The organism is Peribacillus sp. AS_2, from assembly GCF_026891895.1.
In the GTDB taxonomy this organism is placed as follows: Bacteria; Bacillota; Bacilli; order Bacillales; family DSM-1321; genus Peribacillus; species Peribacillus frigoritolerans.
Genome location: NZ_JAPTGA010000003.1, coordinates 97,047 through 121,807 on the forward strand (window position 1 = coordinate 97,047; position 24,761 = coordinate 121,807).

Here is a 24,761-nt window from a genome sequence, read left to right on the forward strand (position 1 = left end):
CTCGCACCTTTCTCTCCAATCAACTTTGTTCAAACATATAGATAGAAACCATACTTGAGGAATTGAAGGTGTTGGTTTTGGGAACATTTTTTGATGAAAGATATGTTTTCCAAACCCCTTTTTATACATCATAAGTTTCATGAATTAAATTACCATATAGCTACGGACAATTAACGATTAAGGCAACCCACTAACAACTAGTCTATCATCTTTTTACTAAAGGTTTTACATTTTGCGGGATAGGGGAGATATAGCTTTTTCCTTGTAATCGTTCTTTTAGTTCCGTTTTTGCCTTTTCAATTAATTCCGGATTTTGAAGTACTTCTACTGCAGTTGCCGCAATAACCTTGCCGGCATGAAGCATTCCTTTATGGGCAATGGATGTTGATCCCAGTGTAACCCACTGCCAGCTATGCAAAGGTGACCCAAGAACAAAACAAGCCGTTGTGCATTGGGCAGTAGGAACAATCCAGCTAACATCTCCCACATCCGATGAACCTGTTAATGGCGCTTGTAGGCCCTCAATGGGTTCTAACCAATTTGACAGTGCACCATCTTGATTATCTTTAAATGGATTGATTGTACTGTTCCTTTCTTGTTCGGTTAAGGTGGCGCGGATTTCTTTGGCAAGCTGTTTTTCATCATCATCGTGTTGTGGAATGCCTAATTCTTGGAAATTTTTATGCATGACGGAATCTAACACAGTGTTTTGGATAACATTGGAACAGGCTTTGTCAAAAACGATTTCCAATTCAGTTCCTGTCATCAGGGCAGCACCTTTAGCAATATTACAAACTCTTAAGTAAATATCTTGAACTTGTGAAACTTCTGGAGCTCGTAATAAATAAAGAACTTCAGCATCTTGTTGGACAACATTAGGAGATAATCCACCTGAATTCGTTATTGCATAATGGACTCTTGCTTCCTGGATAATATGCTCTCTTAAATAGTTCACGCCAACATTCATAAGTTCTACGGCATCTAAAGCACTCCGTCCCAAATGTGGTGATGCTGCTGCATGGGAGCTTTTGCCTTTAAACTTATAATACACTTGGAAATTGGAAAGTGAATCCATCGACAAGACGCCGTTAACATCCAGTGGATGCCAACAAAATGCAAAATCAACGTCATCGAACAAACCTTCTCTGACCATGAAGGTTTTGCCTGATCCGCCTTCTTCTCCAGGACATCCATAATAACGAACTGTCCCATTTATATGATTCTCTTCCATATAATCCTTCACTGCAACAGCTGCAGCTAAAGATCCCGTACCAAGTAAATTGTGACCGCAGCCATGGCCATTTTCACCTTGTACTAGTGGCTCCTGTTTAGCCGTAGCCGCTTTTTGACTCATACCTGACAATGCATCGAACTCTCCCATGATTGCCACAATAGGTTTACCGGTTCCAAAGCTGCCGATGAATGCCGTTTCTATGTTTCCAACACCTTTTTCAACAGAAAATCCTTCGCTTTCTAATGTTTTGCATAGCAATTCGGCCGATTGATATTCTTCGAAACGTGTTTCTGCAAAATTCCAAATACAGTCACTGACTTCAATGAATTTTTCTTTTTTTTGTTCAATGATTTCCGATAGTCTATTTACATATGTCATTTTTCACTCTTTCCTTCCTATATATATACTGAAAAACTATTTTAAAAGCCGTCTAGCAATAAGATTCAAAAGTTCTACACTCCTTGGTAATACCTCTTCTTGAATATCAAATTTAGGGTGGTGATGTGGTGCAGGAATATCAGTCCCAATAATCATATATGTCCCTTTCCCGCCATTATCCTGTACTCTTCGAATCATGAAACTTGCATCTTCGCTTCCCGCAGAACCGGATTTTCTGCATGCTTCGATTGTTGAAAAACCATCTATATTCCTGGCTTCTTCCATGGCCAGTTCGACAAGTTCTTGATCACAGCGAATCGTAATTGCTTGTCCTATAATTTCAATTTCATGTTCAAGCTCATGCATACCTGCACTATGAGCCACGATATTTCGAACACGTTTCTCCATTTCAGCATTTGCTTCTTCGGTTACAGATCGGGTTTCAATGATCATTTTTGCATGCGCTGGAATAATATTAGCGGCTGTTCCTCCATTAAGAACACCTACGTTCACACGGGTCGAGCCTGAACTGAATCTAGGAATGGCATGAATATTTAACAATGCGGTTGCTGCTCCCAATAATGCATTTTTACCTTTTTCAGGAGAAGCACCTGCATGAGAAGATACCCCATGAAAATGTGCAGCCATTTTCGTACTTGCTAAAAATCCGGAAGACCCACCGTGAAATTCTCCTAGAGGGACATCTGTGCCAAGGTGCAGACAATATATATGATCCACATCATCCAAAATTCCTTTTTGTACAATTGAATAGGCACCGCGTACGCCCTCTTCAGCTGGTTGAAAAATAAGCTTTACGGTTCCTGCGAAATCGCCATCCGCTAATTTTTCAGCAAGTCCTAAGCCAATGGCTGTATGGCCATCGTGTGCACAGGCATGCATATTTCCTTCATATTTTGAACGAAAACCGTTTATTTGCGGGAAGTGGTCAGAATCAGTACTTTCCGTAACAGGCAATGCATCCATATCAAAGCGGAAAGCAACGGTTGGGCCAGCCTTTTTTCCTTTTAATACACCAATGACGGCAGTATATCCACCCTCCATTTCTTGGAGGATCTTTGGATTGGCACCATCTTTTAATGCTCTATTAAATGTTTCCTCTAATACTTCGATAGGGGGGACTCCACGGCGAGAATCACCATCTAAAGCGTCTTTTCCAAATATCACGTTATACTTCAGGGAAGTTAGTGCTTCCACTACCTTTGAAGCAGTACGAAATTCCGTAAAGCCAACTTCCGGGTGTTGATGAAGATCACGTCTTAAAGAAATAATATCCAATTCGTTTCACTCCTAATTTTATTTGATGATAATTCGTATCATACAATTTAGTGTCTATATCAAGCGGCCCAGCCCCTCAAGTCGCTTAAGGGACATACGGGGCGCTTGGGACTTTTCAAATTACGGTAATTTCGGATATACTCCGGGACCAATTGGGAGGCCAAGGAAATACCAAACCACAACCAATAATGTCCAAATGATGAAGATGATAATCGGATAAGGCAAAATAAGAGAATAATAAGTTCCTAGTTTTGCATCTTTTCGATACTCTTGTAAGAAACTTAAGAATAGTGGGACAAATGGAGATACAGGTGCCAATGGCAGTACAGATGAATCTGCTACCCTGAACAACATTTGGGCGAAGGCAGGATGATAGCCTAATACCATGAACATTGGGACAAAAACGGGTGCCAATATAGACCATATTGCCGATCCGCTGGCAATGAACATGGAAAGAAGTCCAGATAAGAACATTAGCCCTATTAGGACAGGTGCACCTTCTATGTTTAGCTGTTCCAACAGATCTGTGATGGATAAAGCCAAAAACTTACCCATATTACTCCAGTTAAAGCAAGCGACAAACTGGGAAAGCGGGAAAACCATAATAATGAATCCGGCCATGCCTTTAATTGGGTCTACCAATAATTCCGGAATGTCATTTTGTTTCTTGATTGCTCCCACCTTAACTCCATAAGTAATGGAAACTGTAAAAAAGAAGAGTAAGATGATTGCGACAATTCCGGACATGAATGGAGAAGGGAGGATGGCTCCGGTTTCTGGATTTCGCAATAGGGCTCCTTCTGGAACGACTAGAATGGCCATAACAGCTATAAAAATCAATGCTGAAATACCTGTAGCCAGGAGTGCTTTGTTTTGTTGCTTCGTTAATTGCTCCAATTTTTTATGTTTACCGCCACCTTCATACTTTCCTAAACGCGGCTCAACAAATTTATCTGTAATCAAGGATATAACTACCGTGAGTACGAGAACGGAAGTCGCCATAAAGAACCAGTTATCCGTAACATTAACGGTCAAATTTGCATTCATGCCTTTCGCTACTTCCGAACTGATTCCTGAAAGCAAGACATCTGTTGTGACGATTAATAAGTTGGCAGTGAAACCTGAACCAACCCCAGCAATGGCAGCGAGCAAGCCTGCAACAGGGTGCCGTCCCACAGCAAGGAAAATCAAAGCTCCAAGGGGAGGCATGATGACAAGCGCAGCATCAGAAGAAACATGACTGAAGAAGGCAACAAATACAACTAAATAACTTGCGTATTTCCCTGAGACCTTTAACGACATTTTCCGAATCAAAACTTCTAACAATCCGACCTTTTCAGCGAGTCCCACTCCCAGCATTAGGGCTAAAATAGATCCCAATGGTAAAAACCCTGAAAAGTTTTTAATCATATTCGGCAAAATCCATTGGATGCCTTCACGGCTTAAAAGGTTTTGAACTTCCACTTTCTCTCCACTAATGGGGTCCGATGCCGAAACATGGAAAACGGATAAGAGAGCGGTTACAACAAATAAAAAGGCAATCATATAAATAAATAAGATAAAGGGGTGGGGGATTTTGTTTCCTATTCTCTCTACTCTATTGAAAAAACCACCCGTTTTCTGATTTTGAAGATTAGTTGTATCTTTGATTACTTTTTGTTCCATTACATTCTCCTCCTAAACCTTCTTCCATTTGTAGTTTGTGCGTTTTGCACCATTCCATTTATAAACTTTTCTCTAAACCTGCCTTAAACTCAAATTAGCGTCTTTCATCCTTTGTGAACTTTCATTAATCTCTTCCAAATATACTGCTTTTTATTTAACGAATATTTAGCGCTATTTTCGTTAAATGTATTATATAATTAAGAATAATCTATTTCAATAAAATTTTCTGAATAAAGGGAAATTATTTTCTGGTAATTGTTGTGAAGTAAACAATGGAATGCGAAATCATTGAATGATTAAATCCTGCCATTCTTGAACTTGCGATAGATAAGTAAACCATATTAAGCAGCACCGTTTATTCATGTCAAACGGTGCTTTACCATGCTTGTATTTTTAGATATCATTTTTATTCCCTGTTAGGGTTGGTTATTTTGATATAATAAAACGAATAGTATGATGTAGGGGTGAAATAAACTTGTATAAAATTGGGGTTGTGGGTCCACTTTCATCTTTAAAGAAAATTCGGGATGTCACTAATGAATTTGAACATGAAATAGATTTTATTGATTTTCCATATGAAGATGCACGTGAGGTAACGGATATTATAAAAAAACATCAAAGTACAGTAAATGGTTGGTTTTTCTCTGGACCGGTACCCTATAGAATAGCAAAAGGAATGTTGGATTCAGAGGCTAATTTTACATATTGTCCCCCTGTAGGATCTAGTTTATATCGATGTTTATTACAAATGTCTGCAGATCAAAAACATTTTTTCGATAAGTTGTCCATCGATATGATTCGATTGGAAGACTTTTTTCTTCATGAGTCGCTGCAAGAGCTGGGGATCTCCACTGAACATATTTATGTAAAAACATTTGATGAACAATATGATTATCAAGAAATTGTCCAATTTCATCTTCAGTTGTGGAGGGAAGGGGAGGTACATGGTGTCCTTACCGTTTTACAATCTGTTTATGAGGCCTTGAAGAAGGAAAGTGTTCCTGTCTACAAAATTAATATGACCAAAATGGAAATTCGGCAAGCGGTCAAGATTTTAATTGAAAAGGCAAAAAGTACTTATTTCAAGGATAGCCAGATAGGTGTCGAAATCATTGAAATTGATCAGTTTGATCAATTTGTTGACGAGGTTAATATTCGTTACCATCTGCAGCATTTGGAGCTTAAGATTAAACAAACATTGCTTACATTTTGCGAAAAATTAGATGGATCCCTCATCGAAAATGGAAACGGACGCTATCAAATATTTAGTTCACGAAAGGCCATTGAACGGGAAATTGGCAGCTTGCGAAGTACTGTTCAACAACTGGCCCTTGAGATGGATGTTTCTGTTGCAGTCGGCATTGGTTTTGGTGAAACGGCAGCATCGGCAGAAATCAATGCCCGCAAGGCGATCCGTCATTCAAAAAAGAAAGAAAGTTCTGGAATTGTTGTTATCCAGGAAGATGGTGTAATGATCGAATCCGTAGGTCAAGAAGAACAATTGGCATACACCTTCCGTTCCAATGATAAAGAACTGCTGGATAAATTGAATCAGGCTAACATTAGTGTGAAAACGTATAAAAAGATAGAAGCATTGATCGATCGTATGGGCTGGGATGGCTTCACTTCCTCGGATTTAGCTTCCCATTTATCCATGACCGTTCGAAATGCCCAGAGAATCATGAGTGGTTTGAGTGAAAGCGGTTTAGTGGAGTATAAAGGAGAAGAACTTCAATCACCTCGGGGAAGACCTCGTAAAATTTATATGTTAAAGAAGTAACACCTTGACGTTCTTCGTATTCACGTAAATGAAATTCGGTTTCCGGTGAGATTATTGTGCCAATATCCTAATTAGAACATAAAGTAAAGGAACCCATTTAATTAATTCCTCCTTAAAAAAAGAAGGAGATGTTTCTATTGTCAAATTGTGATTCTGATAACGGTGTTGGTGGATTTGGTGGAGGTTTCGCTTTTATAGTCGTATTGTTTATACTCTTAATCATTGTTGGAGCTACTTGTTATGGTAGCGGTAATGGAGCGGTCCAAGGATATGGCGGTTTCTGCTAAAAGCTCACCCGCTGTAACGAACAGAGTAAATAAGGCTAGTTTAAGGAGGATGATCTTTGTTTAAAAGGGGTCATTCTTTTTAATTCCATTGATATCTGTATTGATTGTGGTATATTTCACGTTTTAGATCCCCAGTGGCAAAGAAACTTCGTGATTCTTTTGGTTGATTTACAAACTTGCAGGTGCATAACAGGATCGATGGGTATTTTCCTAAGTTTCAAACACCGAAATATCTATTTCTATTTCTATACCAAGGCAAAAACTGTACTGCAGGAAAGGGATGGATACCTGAATGATAGCCCTTTCGCCACCCATCTTCCTGCATAAAAAAATTAAGCCCGATAGATTGTGAGGGAGGTAATTGCTTGGGTGAAAAAAAAGGATCAAACGCCTCTTCCAATAACCATTCTCACTGTTTTGAACCATTTATAAGCCCCAACCCCATTACTTCATTAAATCCTGTTCAATGCTTTCCTAAAATTGATAAAACAGCATTTGTCAGTCAGTTTTCCAGTGTCATAGGTGATGTTACCATTCGTAACAATGTCTATGTAGCGCCTAATGTAAGTATACGTGCGGATGAAGGAACTCCTTTTTATATAGGATCCAATTCAAATATACAGGACGGAGTAATTTTACATGGATTATTCAATAAAAGGATTTTAGTTGGGACAAATGGCTATTCAATATTCATTGGAAATGAAGTGACCATTGCTCATGGTGCGATTGTCCATGGGCCTTGTTATATTGCAGATAAGGTATTTGTTAGTTTTAAATCCATTGTTTATACGGCAATTGTAGGAAGAGGCGCATTTATTTCTTATAATGCAGTAGTAACAAATGGCGTTCGTATACCGCCTGGTAGGTTTGTACCGCCAGGAGCTAATATTGATTCACAAGAAAAAGCGGATGCACTTTCAACAGTACCTAAAGATAGTAAGGAATTTGCACATGAAGTTCAACGGGTCAATCATGAATTCCCCGCATCTTACCACCTGTTATTTGGGAAAAATCGTTGCTCCTGCGGATTTGCCTATGACCAGTAATAAGTATGGCTGGATTGGGTCATTCGTAGAGGATTCCAGAAATGCGAAGCTGTCATTGAGGCAGCTTTTTTATTGTTATGGGCGGACGTTATAATCATACCTAAGAGGAGATGTTCCGAATAAAAGTTGTTTGCAATTTAAAGAGATGGAGCATTTGCCGGGATTATAACAGGAGGAGTGCTAGTTTCCATCATGGAACTGGAGAATATAAAAATTGGTCAACTGTTTCCTAAATCTTCCTCAGGCAATAAAATTCACATCCGGTTTAAATATGTAAAACGAATTCCTTCCAATTAAAACTTTTCTGTGGTCAGTTTTACCAGCACTCCATTTACAGTTTGGAACGCTTTTAATGAATTGGGCTTTTTGGAATCAAAGTTGGTCCAGTGTACACAGGATAATTCAATGATCGCTAGAAGGGGATCTTTTGAGAATTGTTCTTTTTAACAATGAATAGTGCCTGCAATGAAACAAACCGGTCTGAATATGACCGGTTTGTTTCATTAGTTACTCTGATTTAGAGCTCTGATCTTTATTTCTTTTATTTCCTTTGCTGTTGTCCCCACTAACAGGGGTTTGTCCGTGTAATTGCGGCGAATTTTGGTTACCGCTGCCTTTATTGAATTTTTTTGTCATGTCTCACATCTCCTTTCTTTTTTCAAATACAGTTTGTCCTTTTTTGGAGAACTTATGTTTCTCACTTGAAAGGAACAACTTTGTAATATTTATGATTCACGGCTAGTAAGGTAGCTCAGTAGGGAGGATAGGTAGAATAATCATTACCTGTTGAAAAAAGCTCAGCCCTATGGAGTTACAGAGGACTGAGTTAATGTCTTAAAACGCTTGTCGGGCATCCAGTTTATCAATCTGGAACCGTAAGGAGAATTGCCATTTCGCCTTTGAGGGATCTTGCACAGACAAGGCGTACAAATTGGCTGTTATGACGGTTGAAAGTGCTAATAATGAAGATGAAATACTCGTAAGGGAATGTTCGTAGGATCTTTTAGCATAGTTCATTCAAGAGGTTTTAATTACATGATTCTTACTTTATTTTTAAAAAGCTTGCAGTAGTAGTTTGTAGCTCTGAAAAAAAGAACAGTATATACAGATAACTGATTTCAAGGGTACATGTGGCATTCTTTTTTAAAGCATGCATGAGTGATCTTTCCTTTCTTATTGTAATTTCATCAATTATACTAATGGATTTATACAAAATCTTCCTCTTTGTTAGATTACCTGCCATTGTTTTTCTGGATGTACGATTTTGTTGAAACAGGATCGTTCACCATGGTCAACTGATGCCATGTATATGGAGGAGGCTATTTTACGTGTCTCAATAAACACTTGCTATTTTGGTAAGGGGCATCATTCTTTAACCCTAAATACGGAATATGACATAGGTGATTACTTTTATCCACTCAAAATGACAGTCCATAAGTTCCTGTTCCATTTACGGTGATTAAATTAGGTAGAAAGTCGCAACGTTGCTTTTCTGATCTCAGGGTTTTAGGATCATTACTCGATCAGGTCAATAGAGGAATGCGACTTACTCTTCATTACTTACATATATTCAAAAAATGAAGAAAAATTCGATGCCCGGTTGATTTAGATGCCCTGACTTAATGACATATAAGCTTGGGCATTTTCTTGTATTTCTCAACTGTTATCAACCAGGCAGTCCATCACCATAAATCAGGTTATAAAACACCAAAATCCTCCTTTTGATCTCATGTAACACTGCCTTGCAGGTGTTCAGAAAATGACGAATCATGACATTGCCATTTTAAGAATGAAAGCTCTAATGTGAGTGGTAATGAGCAAGAAGTTGTATTTTTTTAACATTCGTTGAATTCTGAAAACTATCGTGTTAAAATTTGGTAGCACCAGCAATCATATTACGTATTTACATATTAATAGGGCCCTATTATTCAGAAGATTGCTAGATTTTTTCACATCTAGACTTTAGTGATTTACTGCGTAAAAATAAAATCAATAGAATTGGAGCTAAGTTAATGGGTGTAGATACTAATGCAAGTACGAAGAATAAATTAAAAGTTGATTATGTGTTTACAGATGCAGAGAATCAACTTCTTACAAATAAATTTTTGGAGTTAAAATGTAATCCTTATGAAGATTACACTTCCTTTCGTTCAGAAATCGAAAACATTGTCGAAAACGATGTTGAAATAAAAGATATTGTGGAAAAAATAAAAGCTTCCGGTAATAGGATTTGGAAGGAAGAACCTTACTTATATCTACAAAACTGCCCTATAGATAAAGATGTTCCTATTTTTGACCATGAATCACCAGTTCAATCAAAAAGAGAGCTTAAAAAAACATATGTTGGGGAAGGTTTTCTTCAATTCTATGCTCAAGTCATGGAAATGCCAGCTATTGGATATATAAATGTAAATGATGGCGATGTCTTTCAAGATATCTATCCCATGAAATCTTTATCAGAAACACAATCACAAAAAGCACTGGTGGCTTTAGGATTCCATAAAGATTTAGCAAATCATTTCGTTCGGCCTGATTTTGTGAATATGTTATCAATGAGGGCCTATGAAGGAAATCAAATCTTTACAACATTCGTCAAAAATATTGATTTAATTCAGAAACTTGATCCTTCTGATTTAAATTTGATGCGTCAAGAACTCTTCTATACACCTTTTGATGATTTATCGACATATGGTAATCGTACTGAATTAGGGCGTGCAAAAAATCACGCCATCCTATTGAATGAAGAAGAATTTGATATTGCATATTTTGAAAATCGGACAGTGGGTCTTACGGAAGAAGCCCAGGGAGTTGTAGATAAAATAAAAGTTTTACTACATGAATTAAAGGCTCCGCACCTACTAAAGGCGGGTGAATTCATTTCCTTATCAAACAATCATTCTATTCATGGTAAGGATGTTGAAGAAATTACGGATGTGGAAAAGCAAAGAACTCGTTGGATAATGAAAACCGTTAATTTGTGGAGTTTAGAAGAACATAAAGAGCATTATGTAGATGGTACAGATTGCATTGTAAACGGATAAATAATAAATCTGTCGGGAGTTAGTTCCCGACAGGTTTGTTTCCTCTAATAGTTTTGAATTTTATAATACATACTAAGTTGCCCAAAGGAGGACAGCGTTATTGATTTGCCAATACGCTAAATTATTATGAATAATAGGTTTCTTCAAAATGCTTTTGAACTTATGGTAACTATATATCCCAATAACATTGCAATAAAAGATAAAGATATGGTTATAACATATAAGGAATTGGATACTTGGGCAAATGCTCTCGCCCATTTGCTTGCAAAAAAGGGTATTAACGAAGGAGACCGGGTAGCCATTGCAGCAGAAAGATCCATTTCATTAATAGCTGCCATGCTTGCAACGCTAAAAGCGGGTGCTGCTTACGTACCACTTGACCCTTCTTATCCATTAGACAGACTAAGGTATTGTATTGAAAAAGCAGAAGTCAATGTATTAATGACTGACGGTTCCGTTAAGGATTTAGCCTTTAATCGGAATTCAATAGATTTAAGGGAGCATTCTAAAATTAGGACGGAAGATCCTCCAATGGTTCTGATTAATAATGAAACACCTGCCTATATCATTTTCACATCGGGCTCTACAGGACGACCAAAAGGTGTAGTTATTCCGCATCGTGCCATTGTCAATCATATGCAATGGATGCAAAAAGAATTTTCTTGGACTGAAGATGATATATTTTTACAAAAAACTGCATCGGGATTCGATGCTTCTGTTTGGGAGATATTTGCACCACTATCGTCTGGTGGTACTATGGTTATCGGTTCATCCAACCCATTTGATATTGCAACGGATATCAAAAGGCATAAAGTAACAGTTGTACAGTTTGTACCAACTGTACTTAAATTACTGTCAGAACAGGAGTCATTATCCAATTTCACATCCTTGCGCCTATTGTTTTGCGGTGGTGAGTCATTGCAAACATCATTAGTAAATAAAATCCAAACGAATTTACCAATACCGATTATAAATCTATATGGTCCTACTGAAGCAGCTATTGATACTACTTATAGAGTTTGTTTGCCAGGTGAAAATCACCTTTTTAGAGAAATCGATTTGGGACAGCCAATCGATAATGCCTCAGTACATGTTGTGGATGAAGAGTTGAATTTATTAGGTACTGGATGCGAAGGGGAACTACTGATTTCCGGTGAGGGTCTAGCCTTGGGTTATTTTGGTCTTCCCGATGCTACAAAAGAAAAGTTTGTTATATGTCCTTCTACAGGTCAATTGTCTTACCTCTCTGGAGATCTTGTTCATATTAGAGAAGATGGTCATTACGAATTTCGAGGTCGTAAAGATTTACAAATAAAGTTAAGAGGACTTCGTATTGAACTTGGTGAAATTGAAGAAACCATACGAGAAGTATCCTTCGTTAAAGACATAGTAGTAGAGGTTCGTGAAGAAGTCGAAGAACAATGGCTTGTAGCTTATATACGTTGTGATACTGAGACTTGGGATGAGATTGGGTTGAGAAGCTATATTGAAAAACGTTTGCCTTCCTATATGATTCCTAATTTTTTTGTCCAGATGGATCGTTTCCCTTATTTAGAGAATGGGAAAATGAATCGACGGCAATTATCTTTAGTACCTTTTAGAAGTAATAATGATTTTAGCGGAATTCATGATAAATGGGAGCAAGTCATTGCGAATATTTGGGAAGATGTCTTAGGAGAAAAAGTTCGTTCTGCTACAACTGCATTTGCCTCAGCGGGAGGGCATTCTTTACTGGCAATTCGACTCGCAAACCTTCTTTCCGCGGAGTTTCAACTTTCGTTAACACATGGATTTGTCTTCTTGTATCCAACAGTTCGAAAACAAGCAGATTATCTGAAAAAGCATATTTCAAAGAATGGCAAGAATACTGTAGAACCTAAGAAATTGGAAAAGATAAACCAAAAATTTGATGCTAATCTTGAAGCCCCATTATCGTTGGGACAACAGGGAATACTATTCTTTGAACAAGAAAAAGGAGCATCTCAATATCATATAGCGTTTCTGTTAAACTTTGAAAAAGGTAAAACCACAAAAATAAAAAAAGCAATTTCCTATTTACGAAGAAGACATCCGATTTTATCATCACGAATTATATTAACTAACAATGGTGAATATATACAGAAATATGACAGTACGCTGAATTCCGAAATAAGTGAACGTTCAGTTGAGGAAACGGGCTTAAGAGAAGAAATTCAAACTGAAGCAGAAAGGAAGTTTGAATTAAATAAGGGAGGATTTCGTGCCTCATTATTTATTACTGACAAGGCGGAATATTTATTATTAACTTTCCATCATCTAATAGTTGATGGCTGGTCCTCTCAGTTATTTGTAGATGAGTTGCATGAACTTATTGGAACCGATCTAGTGGAAAATACGGAAATGAATGCTGCATTCTTCCAATTTGCACATCATCAAAACTCAATGGACTTTAGTGAGGGTCTTAAATTTTGGAAGGAGTATCTAGAACAGATTCCAAATCAATCAAGATTCTCAACAAGTATGATGAAGGGGAGTACCCAAACAATAAATGGTAATCATATAAAGTTTTCGCTGCCAAAAGAACTAGAGCAAAAGATACTTTCTTTTTGTCAGAATACATCAATTACAGAATTCTCCATTCATTTAGCAATGGCAGCTTATGTCCTTGCCAGAATGAGTGGTCAACGGGATATTTGCATGGGTGTACCAGTAGCAAATAGAACCTACGAACAGGATTTTGAAGCGATTGGGAATTATGTTAATGTTGTTCCGTTTAGAATAAACTTTACTGAGGATGCTACATTAAAAAGTATTTCCGAAAAAATTGGACAGGATTATGCCGAGATAATAAAGTACGAGCATATTCCCATTGAAAAAATTATTCCTGCTGTTCTGAAGAGTAGAAGTAGTGACTATCGGCCCCTATTTCAAGTTATGTTTGTATATAATAGATTTTTGAAAAAACAACCCTATACTCAATTTAAGATGGAATCGGTTTTAAGTGATACTTCCAAATGCGATCTTAGTTTCATCATAGAACATGATGGAGAGAATTCAACATTCACAATAGAATACTGTAACGATTTGTTTACGGATCATGTAATCTCGGAAGTGAAGCAAGAATGGATCTCTCAAATGCAAAGAATAGCTGATGAAACCACTAAATTTGAAATCCAGGAAAATAGTATTGAAGCTACAACATTGAAAAATGACAAAAACTATCATGCGGATAAAGAAACATTGATGAAAGTTCAGAACATATGGAAGGATATCTTCAGAAACTCAGACGACAATATAAATAGTAACTTTTTTGAAATAGGTGGACATTCGTTATTGGCCATGAAATTTATTGCTCTACTAAATAAACAATTCGAGCTAACTTTGCCAGTATCAATTGTATTTGATTATCCCACTATACAAGGAATAGCTCATGTTATAACAAATTCCATTAAACCTAATGGCGTAGTACACGTCTCACCAGCTGAGAACCGTCAAAAAATATGGTTTATTCACCCAGCTGGCGGAGCACTTTGGTGTTATAAAGAAATGGCTGCGGAATTAAATGAAATGTTTGACGTCTGGGGAATTGAAAGTGCGGAGATTCCTGAAAGTGATAAATATGAAGATGATTTATTAAATATGGCTAAACGATACGCTTCTTATATTCTATCTGTTCAACATGAAGGGCCATATTATATTACGGGCTATTCGTTCGGTGGTAATGTGGCTTATGAAATAGCTCGTTCCTTTGAGGCTGAAGGAAGAGACGTTGGTTTATTAACATTATTAGACTGTCATTTCAGTAAAGCCCGTGATTTCGACAAAATGGAGTTTGTTAAATCATATGCATTAAAGTTTACAAATGGAGTTAATGATAAGTTTAATCCGGATGAGTTAACCCATATGGACAAAGGGGAACTATTGGAATTCCTTTTAAACTTAGGAAAAGATGGCGGTCATCTCCATATGGACGCAGAAGTTGAGGATGTTAAGAGCGGCTTGGGAATTTGGGAAGCAAATAATGTCGCTATTCATCGTTACAATATATCAGGAGCTTTTTATGGAAAAGTTCTGTTTATACGAGCTGAAGAAAATGAGCAGGATACCACTGTGGGTTGGGAAAATTACTTGGCTGGGGAACTAACAGTGCGTTCAGTTCCAGCTCAACATTTTACGATCTATAAATCTCCAAATGCTGAAAATGTTGCTAAGATTATTATGGAACAAGTTGCATCTATAAGGTATGTATAAATCTAAGGAAAAAGGGTTTTTAGTATGAAAAAAAATCATATGCGTTGGAGATTTTTTGCTGAGGGTATTCAAAACACTTTATTTTATATGCTATTTCCATTTATTGTTTTATATTTAAACGATGCCTGGAACCCTTACCTAGCATCTTTTGCTTTAGCCATAATTTCAGTATTGGGTGTAATATCAGGTATTTGGGGTGGGATCTTTGCAGATAGGATAGGAAGAAAACCTATGATGATATCTTCAAGTATAGGTTTTCTGGTTGCGACTATATTATTTATCATTGGAAGAATAGCTGGAAGCAATATAATGGTGTTTGGCAGCTTCGGTTTAATGAGTATAGCTTATTCTTCATATATACCCGCAGGAAGAGCTTATATATCTGATTGGCTCGATGAAAAGGAACAAAAAAAAGCTTATGTATTCACCTACCAGATATTTAATGTTGCGGTGACGCTTGGTCCACTTATAGGAAGTTTTATATTTGATTCCATGCCTATTTGGTTTATTGGAACATCCTTGGTATCTGTACTGACTTTAGTATATATATCACTATGGAAAACTCCGGAATTTCAGGATGATAGAAAATTAGGTAATGAAGAAAGAATGAATGCGAATGGTAAGTTTACAAAAGCAGTAGTGCTTATAGGAAAAGATAAACGTCTTTTAATTTTTGTTGTTGCCAGTGTATTTGCAGCTCAAGCTTTCATGCAGTTAGAAATATTGCTTCCGTCAACTTTACTAGATCGATTATCTGAAAGTACATCAATATTCGGTTTTACGATTAATGCTTCTCAGAACTATGCTTCTTTGTTAATGACGAATGGGATTTTGGTCATTATTTTAGGCAGCATGGCGGCTAGACTTTCTTCAAAGTATAGCACCCGTTTTGGGTTTGTAGGTTCCAGTATTTTGTATGCTTTCTCCATGGTTATCTTTGGTTTCTCTCAAAACTATATAGGTTTTTTTATAGGAGTCTTAATCCTTACAGTCGCGGAATTACTTGTTGTTAGTACACAGGATTCTTACATTGCTGGCATTGCGCCTGCTAACCAAAAAGCACAGTACTTTGCTGCGGCAAATATACGCTATTCAATAAGTCGAATATTTGCTCCACAGTTACTAGCATTTGTACCATTGATTCGGCATGAGGGAGCTTTTCTGGTCGCTGCTTTTTCTTCCTTAATAAGCGCTTTCCTATTTTTCATGCTCTTTCAAAAAAGTATATTAGCTTATAATTCAAAAGTTGGACAGAGTATATCGGAGAAAATATAAAAAAAGGCAGAAATATTCTGCCTTCGGAATGTAGACAAACTCGATGAAATTTGAGTTTGTCTACATTTTTTTCGGTTGCACATTTTGAACTTTGATTTCCACTCCAGGCACTCGCTTTTCCCGCAGGCGTCTCGCACCTTACGTTCCACTCAACATTGTTTTACCATCTAGATAGAATTGCCTAAAGTCTTCATTTTTTTTAAATAGAATGAATAAAGCTTGAGGTGATGAAGATGCTTTATTAATATGATTCCATTCAGCGAGGCGTAAAAAAAATGAAGAAGTTGAAAACAACTAGGGCTTACCGTTTGTTCTTAGGCAATGGTTACCATGATAAAGTGCCTCATTTCTCAGCTTCAGGGAAAATCATGAACGACGCTTTAAAACTTCTATATAGTAATATAAAGTTATTCAAAGTTATTCAAAGTGCTTTCAACCCATTCATTAAACTATTCAATTCTATAATATCGATATTATCAGGGAATTCGAAATGATTTTCATTTCCGTTATTAATACAAACACTTATGGGATACCCAGGTCCAAGATGATACAACTTAAAACGATAGTCATACGTATTTCCAATTTTTAAACCTAGTGATTTTATTTTTGAAAATTCCTCAGGTGGTATTTCTAAACTATAACGATTCCTTCTATTCAAGATTGAAAAAGTATTTGGAGGAACCAAAAAACCTGAACCTATACATTTTAACCAGCTTTCCTTCAGCGTCCACATTTTAAAGAAAATTTCGATTTGATTAGCTTTGGGTGATTTAATTAAATACATTAGTTCTTCACTGCTAAAAGTACTTTTGGCAATTTCATAGATGTTGAAATCTTTGACCTCTTCTATATCAACGCCTATGGAATCATTATGAATGCCAACAACAACCCAATCACCTGAATGGGAAATATTAAAGTGAATTCTTCCTCCTGCTAGATGGGGTTTCCCATTTTCACCTAAGACAAATTGGATATTTTGAAATGGATCTTTTAAACTGTCACTTATGCACCACTTAGCTAATAGCTCCCCAAATAAAGAACGGTATTTATCCTTTATCTTTTGTAATTTGTGTATGTTCAATTGTCTTTGTCGAGAACACAAATTGAGCATTTCTTCATAAGTATTTTCATTCAAATCATTTGGTAATTTTAAAGCGATAATCTTCAATTTTGATCTCCTTATTTACCTTAATATTGTAGGCACGAGAATCATTTGAGTGATCTTTGCAAACCCGGGGGAGACACAATTCTCAATTTCTGGTGATGTCATTTTTGTTTAAAAATTCAATGATTCCACTCACCAATCCAGAGGATAATGGTAGTTCAGGATTTGTATAGGTTGCTAAATTTCCTGCTCGATCTGCAGGGGCTTCTTTCAATACATGATTCATCTTTTCGATTATAAGTAATTCTGAATCGCCTTTTTCCTCATGTAAAGCTTTTGCATTAGTTGCCGGCACTTGAATGTCTCTATTGCCGTTTACGATTAGAACAGGAATATTCAGTTCCTTTACTGATTCTAGCGGGTTATATTGAATCCAAGAAATCATGTAAGGCTGAACAGAGGGGCGGAATACACTTTGCAGATCAGCACTGACAGTCTCGACTTGTTTTCCTTGTTTTAGCTTTTCCAGAATATCTTTGGATTCCGTTAATAACGCCGGTGCAAGCTGCTCTTCAAGCTGTTTGATGAGAACTTGGTCAATAGGTTCACCTGCACCCGCCAATGAAATGAATATGTCTGTTTCTGTTTTCTTTGCGGCTGCCATTCCAATTAACGAGCCTTCGCTATGGCCGATGATGCCGACTTTGGAAAAACGGCCATCCTTTTTGGCAAATTGGACCCAGGCAGCTGCATCATCAATATACTGTTCAAATCTCAGGTCCTCTTCTTTTCCTGCCAATTGCATATTTTCACCAATTCCGCGCTTATCATACCGGATGCTTGCACTCCCTTTTTCAGCAAGACTTTCGGCTAACATTTTCAAACTATTATTTTTTCCGGGATTTGCAATGGTGTTACCATCTTTATCGGTCGGCCCGGAACCCGCAATTATAATCATCACAGGAAAAGGCCCTTCATGTTTTGGTGTTTCTAAAAGGCCTTTAATGGTTCCGTTCTTTAAGTCGGCCTGCACGATTTCACCTGATTCTTTTTCTTCAACTGCCTGATTGGATTTCTTGAGCAATTGAAAGGGGAAGGCTTGCCCTTTTTGAACGAATGTTCCTGAAATCTTATCCTGATTTACTTTCCCATCAAACGTAATTTGCTGGTTTTGGATTTTCATATCAAAAAACAAGTCTGATTCACTTAACATTACCCTTGTTAAGGGGAATTCATTCAACCCTTGTACAGGAATACTTATCGTTCCATCTTTCTTCGTAAAATGAACAATGATTGGAAGCGGTTGATTTGGGATCTTAATATCTCCTTCCCATCTGCCTTCAATAGCATTCAATGAGCTCACTTCCTTCGATTTCTCTTCCACCTGTACCTCGTCCTTGGTTCTGCAACCAGCCATTAATAAAGCAGCACTTACGATAATACATATAATCGACAAAATTTTTTTCATTTGAGCCGGTTCCTTTCTTAAAATAATTAGACTCAGTCATTGGATATCCGTCTTCATTATAAATAAGTTTCAATATGTAATTCCAATATTTTCCCTTGTAGTTGCATGTATTTCTCCGTTGTATCCTTTTAAATAGGGTGGCAATTGTGGCTGTTAAGAGGAATTCTTAAAAAATATCGAAGGGACATTCAATCAGGCATAATAACCGGGAGAGCAAAAGTCGGTGTTTTTTTCAGGTAACTTTTTTGGGGATGGATATCAGGTCAAAATTAGAATTATTTGAATTAACCATTGACATCTAAATGAAACTCTTTTAGAGTGGATGTGTAAATTAAATATCCTCGTTAGGTGAGGCTCCTGTGTAGGAGATACGCTACTGCCCAAAAATGTCGAAAGACGCCAATGGGTCAACAGAAACCATCGACATAAGGTGGTTTTTAATGTAGCTGGCTTTGTCCTATGCCACACAGTGCTAAAGCTCTACGAATGGAGGAGCTGGATTTATGCTTGTATTTGTCATTCAGTCATATACGGCTGTTTGTATTTGTCATCCAGACAATGTACGCATATATACCGTATTTAACACCTTCATTTGTAATGGAGGTGTTTTTGTTTTTTTCCTGGAGGTGAGGGATTTGGATAACTATTCACGACGATATACTCGTGAATGGAAACAAGATTTTGGAAGGGGAATAATAATATTTTTTTTACTTTTAATATTTAAGGGAAATATTTTTTGGCTCCCCTAAAAAGGAGTGAGAGATAAGATGATAAAAGTCCTGACGGAAGATCAAATGACTTTACAGATCATAAAGGTATTAAAAGAAGGAAAAAAGAAAGAATTTCAAGCGATATTGGATGAACTCCAACCATATGACATTGCGCGTATTTTTGAGGGGCTCCCAGAAAAACATCATACACGCTTCTTGTTGTTACTCGATTCAGAACAAATCGCTGAACTGATTCAAGAAGTTGAGAAAGTCCATCAATTAAAAATCCTTAGTAAATTGGGAATAGAAAAATCCGGTCATGTAATGGATTTAATGGATAATGATGATCTAGCTTCATTGTTAGAGGACCTATCCCCTGGAAAAATCGAAGAACTTCTTTCTGGCATGAAACAAGAAGAATCAAAAATCGTTCAAAATATCATGAATTATCCCCCTGAAACGGCAGGGAGAATCATGACAAACCGTTTTGTATGGATCCCCCAACATTATTCGGTCCGTGAATCAGTTGAAAAACTGAAAATCTTTGCGGAGTTTTCGGAAACGATCAACTATCTTTATGTAATAGATAATGATAAAAAATTAGTAGGTGTTGTCTCATATCGGGATTTAATAATAAATGATGAATCTGAAAAAATTCAAGATATTATGTACAGCCGGGTTATCTCCGTATCTGCAGATGAAGACCAAGAAGAGGTGGCTCGTGTTATCGAGCGGTATGATTTTTTAGCAATTCCAGTAGTTGAAAAAAATAATGAGTTATTAGGAATTGTAACCGTCGATGATATTATTGATGTTGTCATTAAGGAAGCGAATGAAGATATTGAAAAATTATCGGCATCCGGTAAAGCTATAGACTTTGACACGAAGGCGCATGTGGCCGCATATCGTCGGCTGCCCTGGCTTATTTTACTTTTATTCATCGGATTAGTGTCCGGAACCATTATAAGCGGTTTTGAAGAAACCTTGTCCAAAGTTGTTGCACTTGCCTTCTTTATGCCGATGATCGCAGGGATGACTGGAAATACAGGCACTCAATCTTTAGCTGTTGTTGTAAGAGGCCTAATCACTAGTGATACGGATAAAGGAGTCGTGATCAGGCTCATTATACGGGAACTGAAAGTTGGCTTGATAATAGGCATCACCTGCGGAATATTAATTTCCATCATAGCTTATGTTTGGCAGGGAAATCCCGTTTTGGGATTAGTGGTTGGAAGTTCATTGGTGATGACCCTGATTATCGGGACTTTAGCTGGGACCATTATTCCTTTGATCTTATATAAATTCAACATCGATCCCGCAGTTGCGTCTGGTCCGCTGATTACAACACTGAATGATATACTCTCGTTACTAATTTACTTTGGAATTGCAACGATGTTCATTTCAAAATTGATGTAGACTATCCATGAATTAGTTCATAAGAAGATGGGGCAGTAGCCCTGTAACGGAAAATAAAAAAAGAGTATTTCAAGCTACGGCCTTTTCCCGGTATCCAATCGGGGAAAGGCCGTTAAATTTTTCTGGTGAGCGAAACGTTTATTAAAATGAAAAACATGGGACATAATAGGCTGTAGCAAGTTTGAGGTTTTCAGGAAAGGATACATAAATAGTGTTATGGAAGCAATAGCCAATCATATTCTTTGACCTATGAACTTCATCAGTGATACGCTTCTTTTCGAAATTACGTATTCAAACCAAGGAGGAACAATGATGACACAAAACAAACAACAAATAATCACCCTGGCAAATCGTCCGAAAGGTATGCCTTCGAAAGGGGATTTTAACTTTGTTGAGAGTGAAGTTCCCACACCGAAGGAGAATGAGATTTTAGTACGTACACTATATTTATCTGTCGATCCATACATGCGTGGCAGAATGCAAGATACCAAATCATATATAGCTCCATTTGAATTGAATAAGGTCATCACGGGGGGCGTTGTTGCTGAAGTTGTTGAGTCGAAATCGAATTCCTTCAAACAAGGGGATGTCGTTGTTGGGAATATTGACTGGGCAGAATACACAGTTGTCACTGAAAAGGAAATCCGTGTGATTGATCCCAAGGTGGCTCCGGTCACAACTCATTTGGGGATTCTTGGAATGACCGGTTTAACTGCTTATTTTGGTTTGCTTGATATTGGTAAACCTCAAGAAGGTGAAACGGTAGTCGTTTCAGGAGCAGCTGGAGCAGTTGGTTCAGTAGTCGGACAAATTGCTAAGATTAAAGGTGCGAAGGTTGTTGGCATCGCTGGTTCGGATGAAAAACTTGAGTACTTAACGAAAGAGCTCGGGTTTGATGGAGCCGTAAATTATAAAAGTGATAGTTTTGCGACAGATTTAGCCAATGCTGTTCCTGATGGAGTCGATGTTTATTTCGATAATGTGGGCGGCGAGGTGTCCGATGCTGTTTTTACACTTTTGAATGCGAATGCCCGAATTCCATTATGTGGGGCGATTTCCTCATATAACGCGGAAGGAAAAGATCTAGGACCGCGTCTGCAATCGGCAATGATCAAAACCAGTGCACTAATGAAAGGTTTCACAGTTGGAAATTATGCTGCTAGATTCCAGGAGGGTGCTACGGAATTAGGTAAGTGGCTTCAAGAAGGAAAGCTGAAGTATGAAGAAACGATTATTGAAGGGTTCGAAAACACACCGGATGCATTTTTAGGTCTGTTTAAAGGAACGAACCTCGGAAAACAGCTTGTAAAAGTTGCGGAACCCGAATTCGCTCAACTATAAGTTTCATGGAAATATAGCTGAGGAAGGTTCTTCGATGTGATTTTTAAGCAGCTATAACAAAAGCGGCCTTTTTTCGATATTCAATCGGGAAAAGGCCGTTTTCCTTTCAAGTAAAATATATTAGTGGTATCTCTTAAACCATTTGAAGGATAAGCCATCGATAGCGGCAGATAAAGGTCGACTACTTACGAATAAAGAAGTTCCTGACATGGAAGGATACTCAAAAAACCGCCAGGTAATTTTGGACCTGCAAGTAGCACTTCAGTTTTGCGGAGAAGCAACTGGATAATCAATCCAGGAAGGGAGTTCATATATGACTCCCTTCCTTTTAAGGTCGCCCCTGTTAAAAGGAGGAAATTGGCAGGATAATAGAAAAGTCTGTAAAAATGCTTGTTTTCATTATAAAATGGACTTATAAACAGAAAGGTGATGAACCATGTCAAACGTTGCTAAATTTCGTGATTTTTTAACTAGTGAGAAAATCTATATGAATGAGTTGAATGAAGATGGCACCACCTTTTTTAGAGCCGAGCAAAAGTTAAAGGACGGGTGGAAGGTCCTTTTAGTATTTGCTTTCAATCAAGATGAAAATGTGGCGGACTTATTTTGCTTTAATGTCGCCGAGTTGAAGAACCCCGAAAAGAAACAGGATGTACATACACTGTTGAATGAATTTAATGCTAATTTCAGGTATTCCAAGCTGTATGAAGAAAATGGGACCATTTCGATTCGTTATTCATACTCCATTGAGGGGGATATCGTACCGGATCTGGCGTTCAGGAAGTTAATCATGCTGCTTGAAACGGCACAGGAAGTTTATCCGCGTTTAATGGAAGTCATTTGGTCTTAAATCATCATATAGGATGAAAAAAGTTCTCTGAATCAGAGGACTTTTTAACATACTTACTAGAGTGAATGAATATATTAACGTTACAATACGCTAATTATTAATTTTTTTTAAAAAACCTATTGCATTTTTTCACATTAAACTATATAATTAATTTTGTTGATTGGTAATTCGACAAACTTCTACAAGAATATGCGGGTGTAGTTTAGTGGTAAAACCTCAGCCTTCCAAGCTGATGATGAGGGTTCGATTCCCTTCACCCGCTCCAATACATACTCATAACGTAGGGTTTCGTTACCTGGAGAACGAAGCTTTGCGTTTAAATATTATTACAAGAATTCTACTGTTTACAGTGGGATTTTTTTATTGTCCAAATTCCCTGCATTTCATCGAAGCGGTAATACAGTAGTCATACCATTCATCCTTCATCCGGGAGTGTGGGGATTTCGATGCAGCACAAACTTAGTCAATATGATTAACTACGTTAGTAGAATCAGTTTGAATAGGTTTGTGCTTTTTTTGTTAAAGGGGAAGAGAAAGGCGTACCAGGCTTATGTAGCATCGATGATTATCAATCGAAAGGCAGAAAGTAACCATTGCAAATCGGCTGCCGGGACCTCGGAGACGTTTGCTTTGATGAGGCTTCGCAGACAGTCGGAGGGAAGGGAGCGGGTTTCTGGGGTAAAACGGAAAGTGTTTTTGAGGGTTAGCAAATCTGATCGTTGATTTCCACTACAGGCACTCGCTTTCCGCGGGCGGGCGGGAGCCTCCTCGGCGCGCCTGCGGGGTCTCACATGCCACGCTTTTCCCGCAGGAGTCTCGTACCTTACGTTCCAATCAACTTTGTGTTTTAAAAGAAAAAACTGCAGGCCGGTTTCATCACGAACCATGTTTAAGACTAATTTATCTTTCGTATTTTTTTCCAGTACTCCTTAATTGGATGGAAGAAATATGTGACACTCCTGCCGAGTAACTGGCTAGCCGAGATCCCGGAGACGTTTACGTCGAGGAGACTTGGCAGACAGTCGGTGGAAAGGGAGCGGATTTCTGGGATCGACTGGAATGAAATATTAAGAAAAATCCGTAGGCTGGACATCCCGAACCAAGTTTAAGACGAGGTGATCCTTGAGTTTTTTTCCAGTACTCCTTAATTGGATGGAAGAAATATGTGACACTCCTGCCGAGTAACTGGCTAGCCGAGACCCCGGAGGTGTTTACGTCAAGGAGGCTTGGCAGACAGTCGGTGAAAAGGGAGCGGATTTCTGGAATCGACTGGAATGAAATATTAAGTAAAAATCCGTAGGCTGGACATCCCGAACCAAGTTTAAGACGAGGTGATCCTTGAGGTTTTTTACATTAATCCTAAAAAGATGGAAGAAATATGCGACACTCCTGCCGAGTAACTGGCTAGCCAAGACCCCGGAGACGTTAACTCGAGGAGGCTTGGCAGACAGTCGGCGGAAAGGGAGCGGATTTCTGGAATCGACTGGAATGAAATATTAAGAAAAAACCGTAGGCTGGACATCCCGAACCAAGTTAAGACGATGTGATCCTTGAGGTTTTTTACATTAATCCTTAAAGGATGGAAGAAATATGTGACACTCCTGCCGAGTAACTGGCTAGCCGAGACCCCGGAGACGTT

15 protein-coding genes, 1 tRNA gene and 1 riboswitch are annotated in these 24,761 nt (G+C 37.9%); of the genes, 10 read left to right on the top strand and 6 right to left on the bottom strand.

The genetic code is table 11. The features are described from left to right. Positions 1-205 precede the first annotated feature (205 nt). From OTG27_RS06050 to OTG27_RS06060, 3 genes are all read right to left on the bottom strand, one after another. Positions 206-1,612: a M20 family metallopeptidase gene (locus tag OTG27_RS06050; RefSeq protein ID WP_268936501.1), complete on the bottom strand. Its 1,407-nt coding sequence runs from the start codon at positions 1,610-1,612 to the stop codon at positions 206-208. Positions 1,613-1,648: 36 nt separating this feature from the next. Next, positions 1,649-2,908: an amidohydrolase gene (locus OTG27_RS06055; protein ID WP_268936502.1), complete on the bottom strand. Its 1,260-nt coding sequence runs from the start codon at positions 2,906-2,908 to the stop codon at positions 1,649-1,651. A gap of 120 nt (positions 2,909-3,028) precedes the next feature. After that, on the bottom strand, positions 3,029-4,573 hold the full coding sequence (locus OTG27_RS06060) for an AbgT family transporter (protein ID WP_098864956.1): 1,545 nt from the start codon (positions 4,571-4,573) through the stop codon (positions 3,029-3,031). A gap of 475 nt (positions 4,574-5,048) precedes the next feature. On the opposite strand from OTG27_RS06060, the gene OTG27_RS06065 reads away from it, so the two are divergent. From OTG27_RS06065 to OTG27_RS06075, 3 genes are all read left to right on the top strand, one after another. Beyond that, positions 5,049-6,353: a helix-turn-helix domain-containing protein gene (locus OTG27_RS06065; protein WP_098185642.1), complete on the top strand. Its 1,305-nt coding sequence runs from the start codon at positions 5,049-5,051 to the stop codon at positions 6,351-6,353. A 128-nt stretch (positions 6,354-6,481) separates the two neighbouring features. After that, a complete protein-coding gene (locus tag OTG27_RS06070) occupies positions 6,482-6,640 on the top strand; it encodes a YjcZ family sporulation protein (protein WP_072272451.1) in 159 nt (52 codons plus the stop codon). 365 nt (positions 6,641-7,005) lie between these two features. After that, complete coding sequence (locus OTG27_RS06075) at positions 7,006-7,686, top strand: LbetaH domain-containing protein (RefSeq protein WP_268936503.1); 681 nt, start codon at positions 7,006-7,008, stop codon at positions 7,684-7,686. Positions 7,687-8,193: 507 nt separating this feature from the next. On the opposite strand, the gene OTG27_RS06080 is transcribed toward OTG27_RS06075, so the two are convergent. Further along, positions 8,194-8,322: a hypothetical protein gene (locus OTG27_RS06080; RefSeq protein WP_268936504.1), complete on the bottom strand. Its 129-nt coding sequence runs from the start codon at positions 8,320-8,322 to the stop codon at positions 8,194-8,196. Positions 8,323-9,698: 1,376 nt separating this feature from the next. On the opposite strand from OTG27_RS06080, the gene OTG27_RS06085 reads away from it, so the two are divergent. The 3 genes from OTG27_RS06085 (at position 9,699) to OTG27_RS06095 (ending at position 16,232) form a co-directional block, all read left to right on the top strand. Continuing rightward, the gene (locus OTG27_RS06085) at positions 9,699-10,727 is read left to right on the top strand and encodes a hypothetical protein (protein ID WP_268936505.1); all 1,029 of its coding nucleotides are present in this window, start codon (positions 9,699-9,701) and stop codon (positions 10,725-10,727) included. A gap of 126 nt (positions 10,728-10,853) precedes the next feature. Continuing rightward, entirely contained in the window at positions 10,854-14,957 is a 4,104-nt protein-coding gene (locus tag OTG27_RS06090; RefSeq protein WP_268936506.1) for a non-ribosomal peptide synthetase family protein, read from the top strand. Positions 14,958-14,981: 24 nt separating this feature from the next. Then, positions 14,982-16,232: an MFS transporter gene (locus tag OTG27_RS06095; protein ID WP_106026759.1), complete on the top strand. Its 1,251-nt coding sequence runs from the start codon at positions 14,982-14,984 to the stop codon at positions 16,230-16,232. 421 nt (positions 16,233-16,653) lie between these two features. Here OTG27_RS06095 and OTG27_RS06100 read toward each other — a convergent pair whose 3' ends face one another. Next, positions 16,654-17,400 (bottom strand): 4'-phosphopantetheinyl transferase family protein, encoded by a 747-nt coding sequence (locus OTG27_RS06100; RefSeq protein WP_268936507.1) that lies wholly within the window; start codon positions 17,398-17,400, stop codon positions 16,654-16,656. An 82-nt stretch (positions 17,401-17,482) separates the two neighbouring features. Next, positions 17,483-18,805, bottom strand: a complete 1,323-nt coding sequence (locus OTG27_RS06105) for an alpha/beta hydrolase family protein (protein ID WP_268936508.1) — start codon at positions 18,803-18,805, stop codon at positions 17,483-17,485. Positions 18,806-19,138: 333 nt separating this feature from the next. Continuing rightward, positions 19,139-19,304, top strand: a riboswitch (M-box (ykoK) riboswitch). Positions 19,305-19,572: 268 nt separating this feature from the next. Here OTG27_RS06105 and mgtE point away from each other — a divergent pair. From mgtE to OTG27_RS06125, 4 genes are all read left to right on the top strand, one after another. Next, a complete protein-coding gene (gene mgtE / locus OTG27_RS06110; RefSeq protein ID WP_268936509.1) occupies positions 19,573-20,931 on the top strand; it encodes a magnesium transporter in 1,359 nt (452 codons plus the stop codon). Between the two features lie 312 nt (positions 20,932-21,243). After that, positions 21,244-22,272: an NADP-dependent oxidoreductase gene (locus OTG27_RS06115; RefSeq protein ID WP_268936510.1), complete on the top strand. Its 1,029-nt coding sequence runs from the start codon at positions 21,244-21,246 to the stop codon at positions 22,270-22,272. A 436-nt stretch (positions 22,273-22,708) separates the two neighbouring features. Beyond that, complete coding sequence (locus OTG27_RS06120) at positions 22,709-23,122, top strand: YbjN domain-containing protein (protein WP_057275616.1); 414 nt, start codon at positions 22,709-22,711, stop codon at positions 23,120-23,122. A 191-nt stretch (positions 23,123-23,313) separates the two neighbouring features. Further along, positions 23,314-23,387: transfer RNA gene (locus OTG27_RS06125), tRNA-Gly, on the top strand. The last annotated feature ends 1,374 nt before the right edge of the window (positions 23,388-24,761 follow it).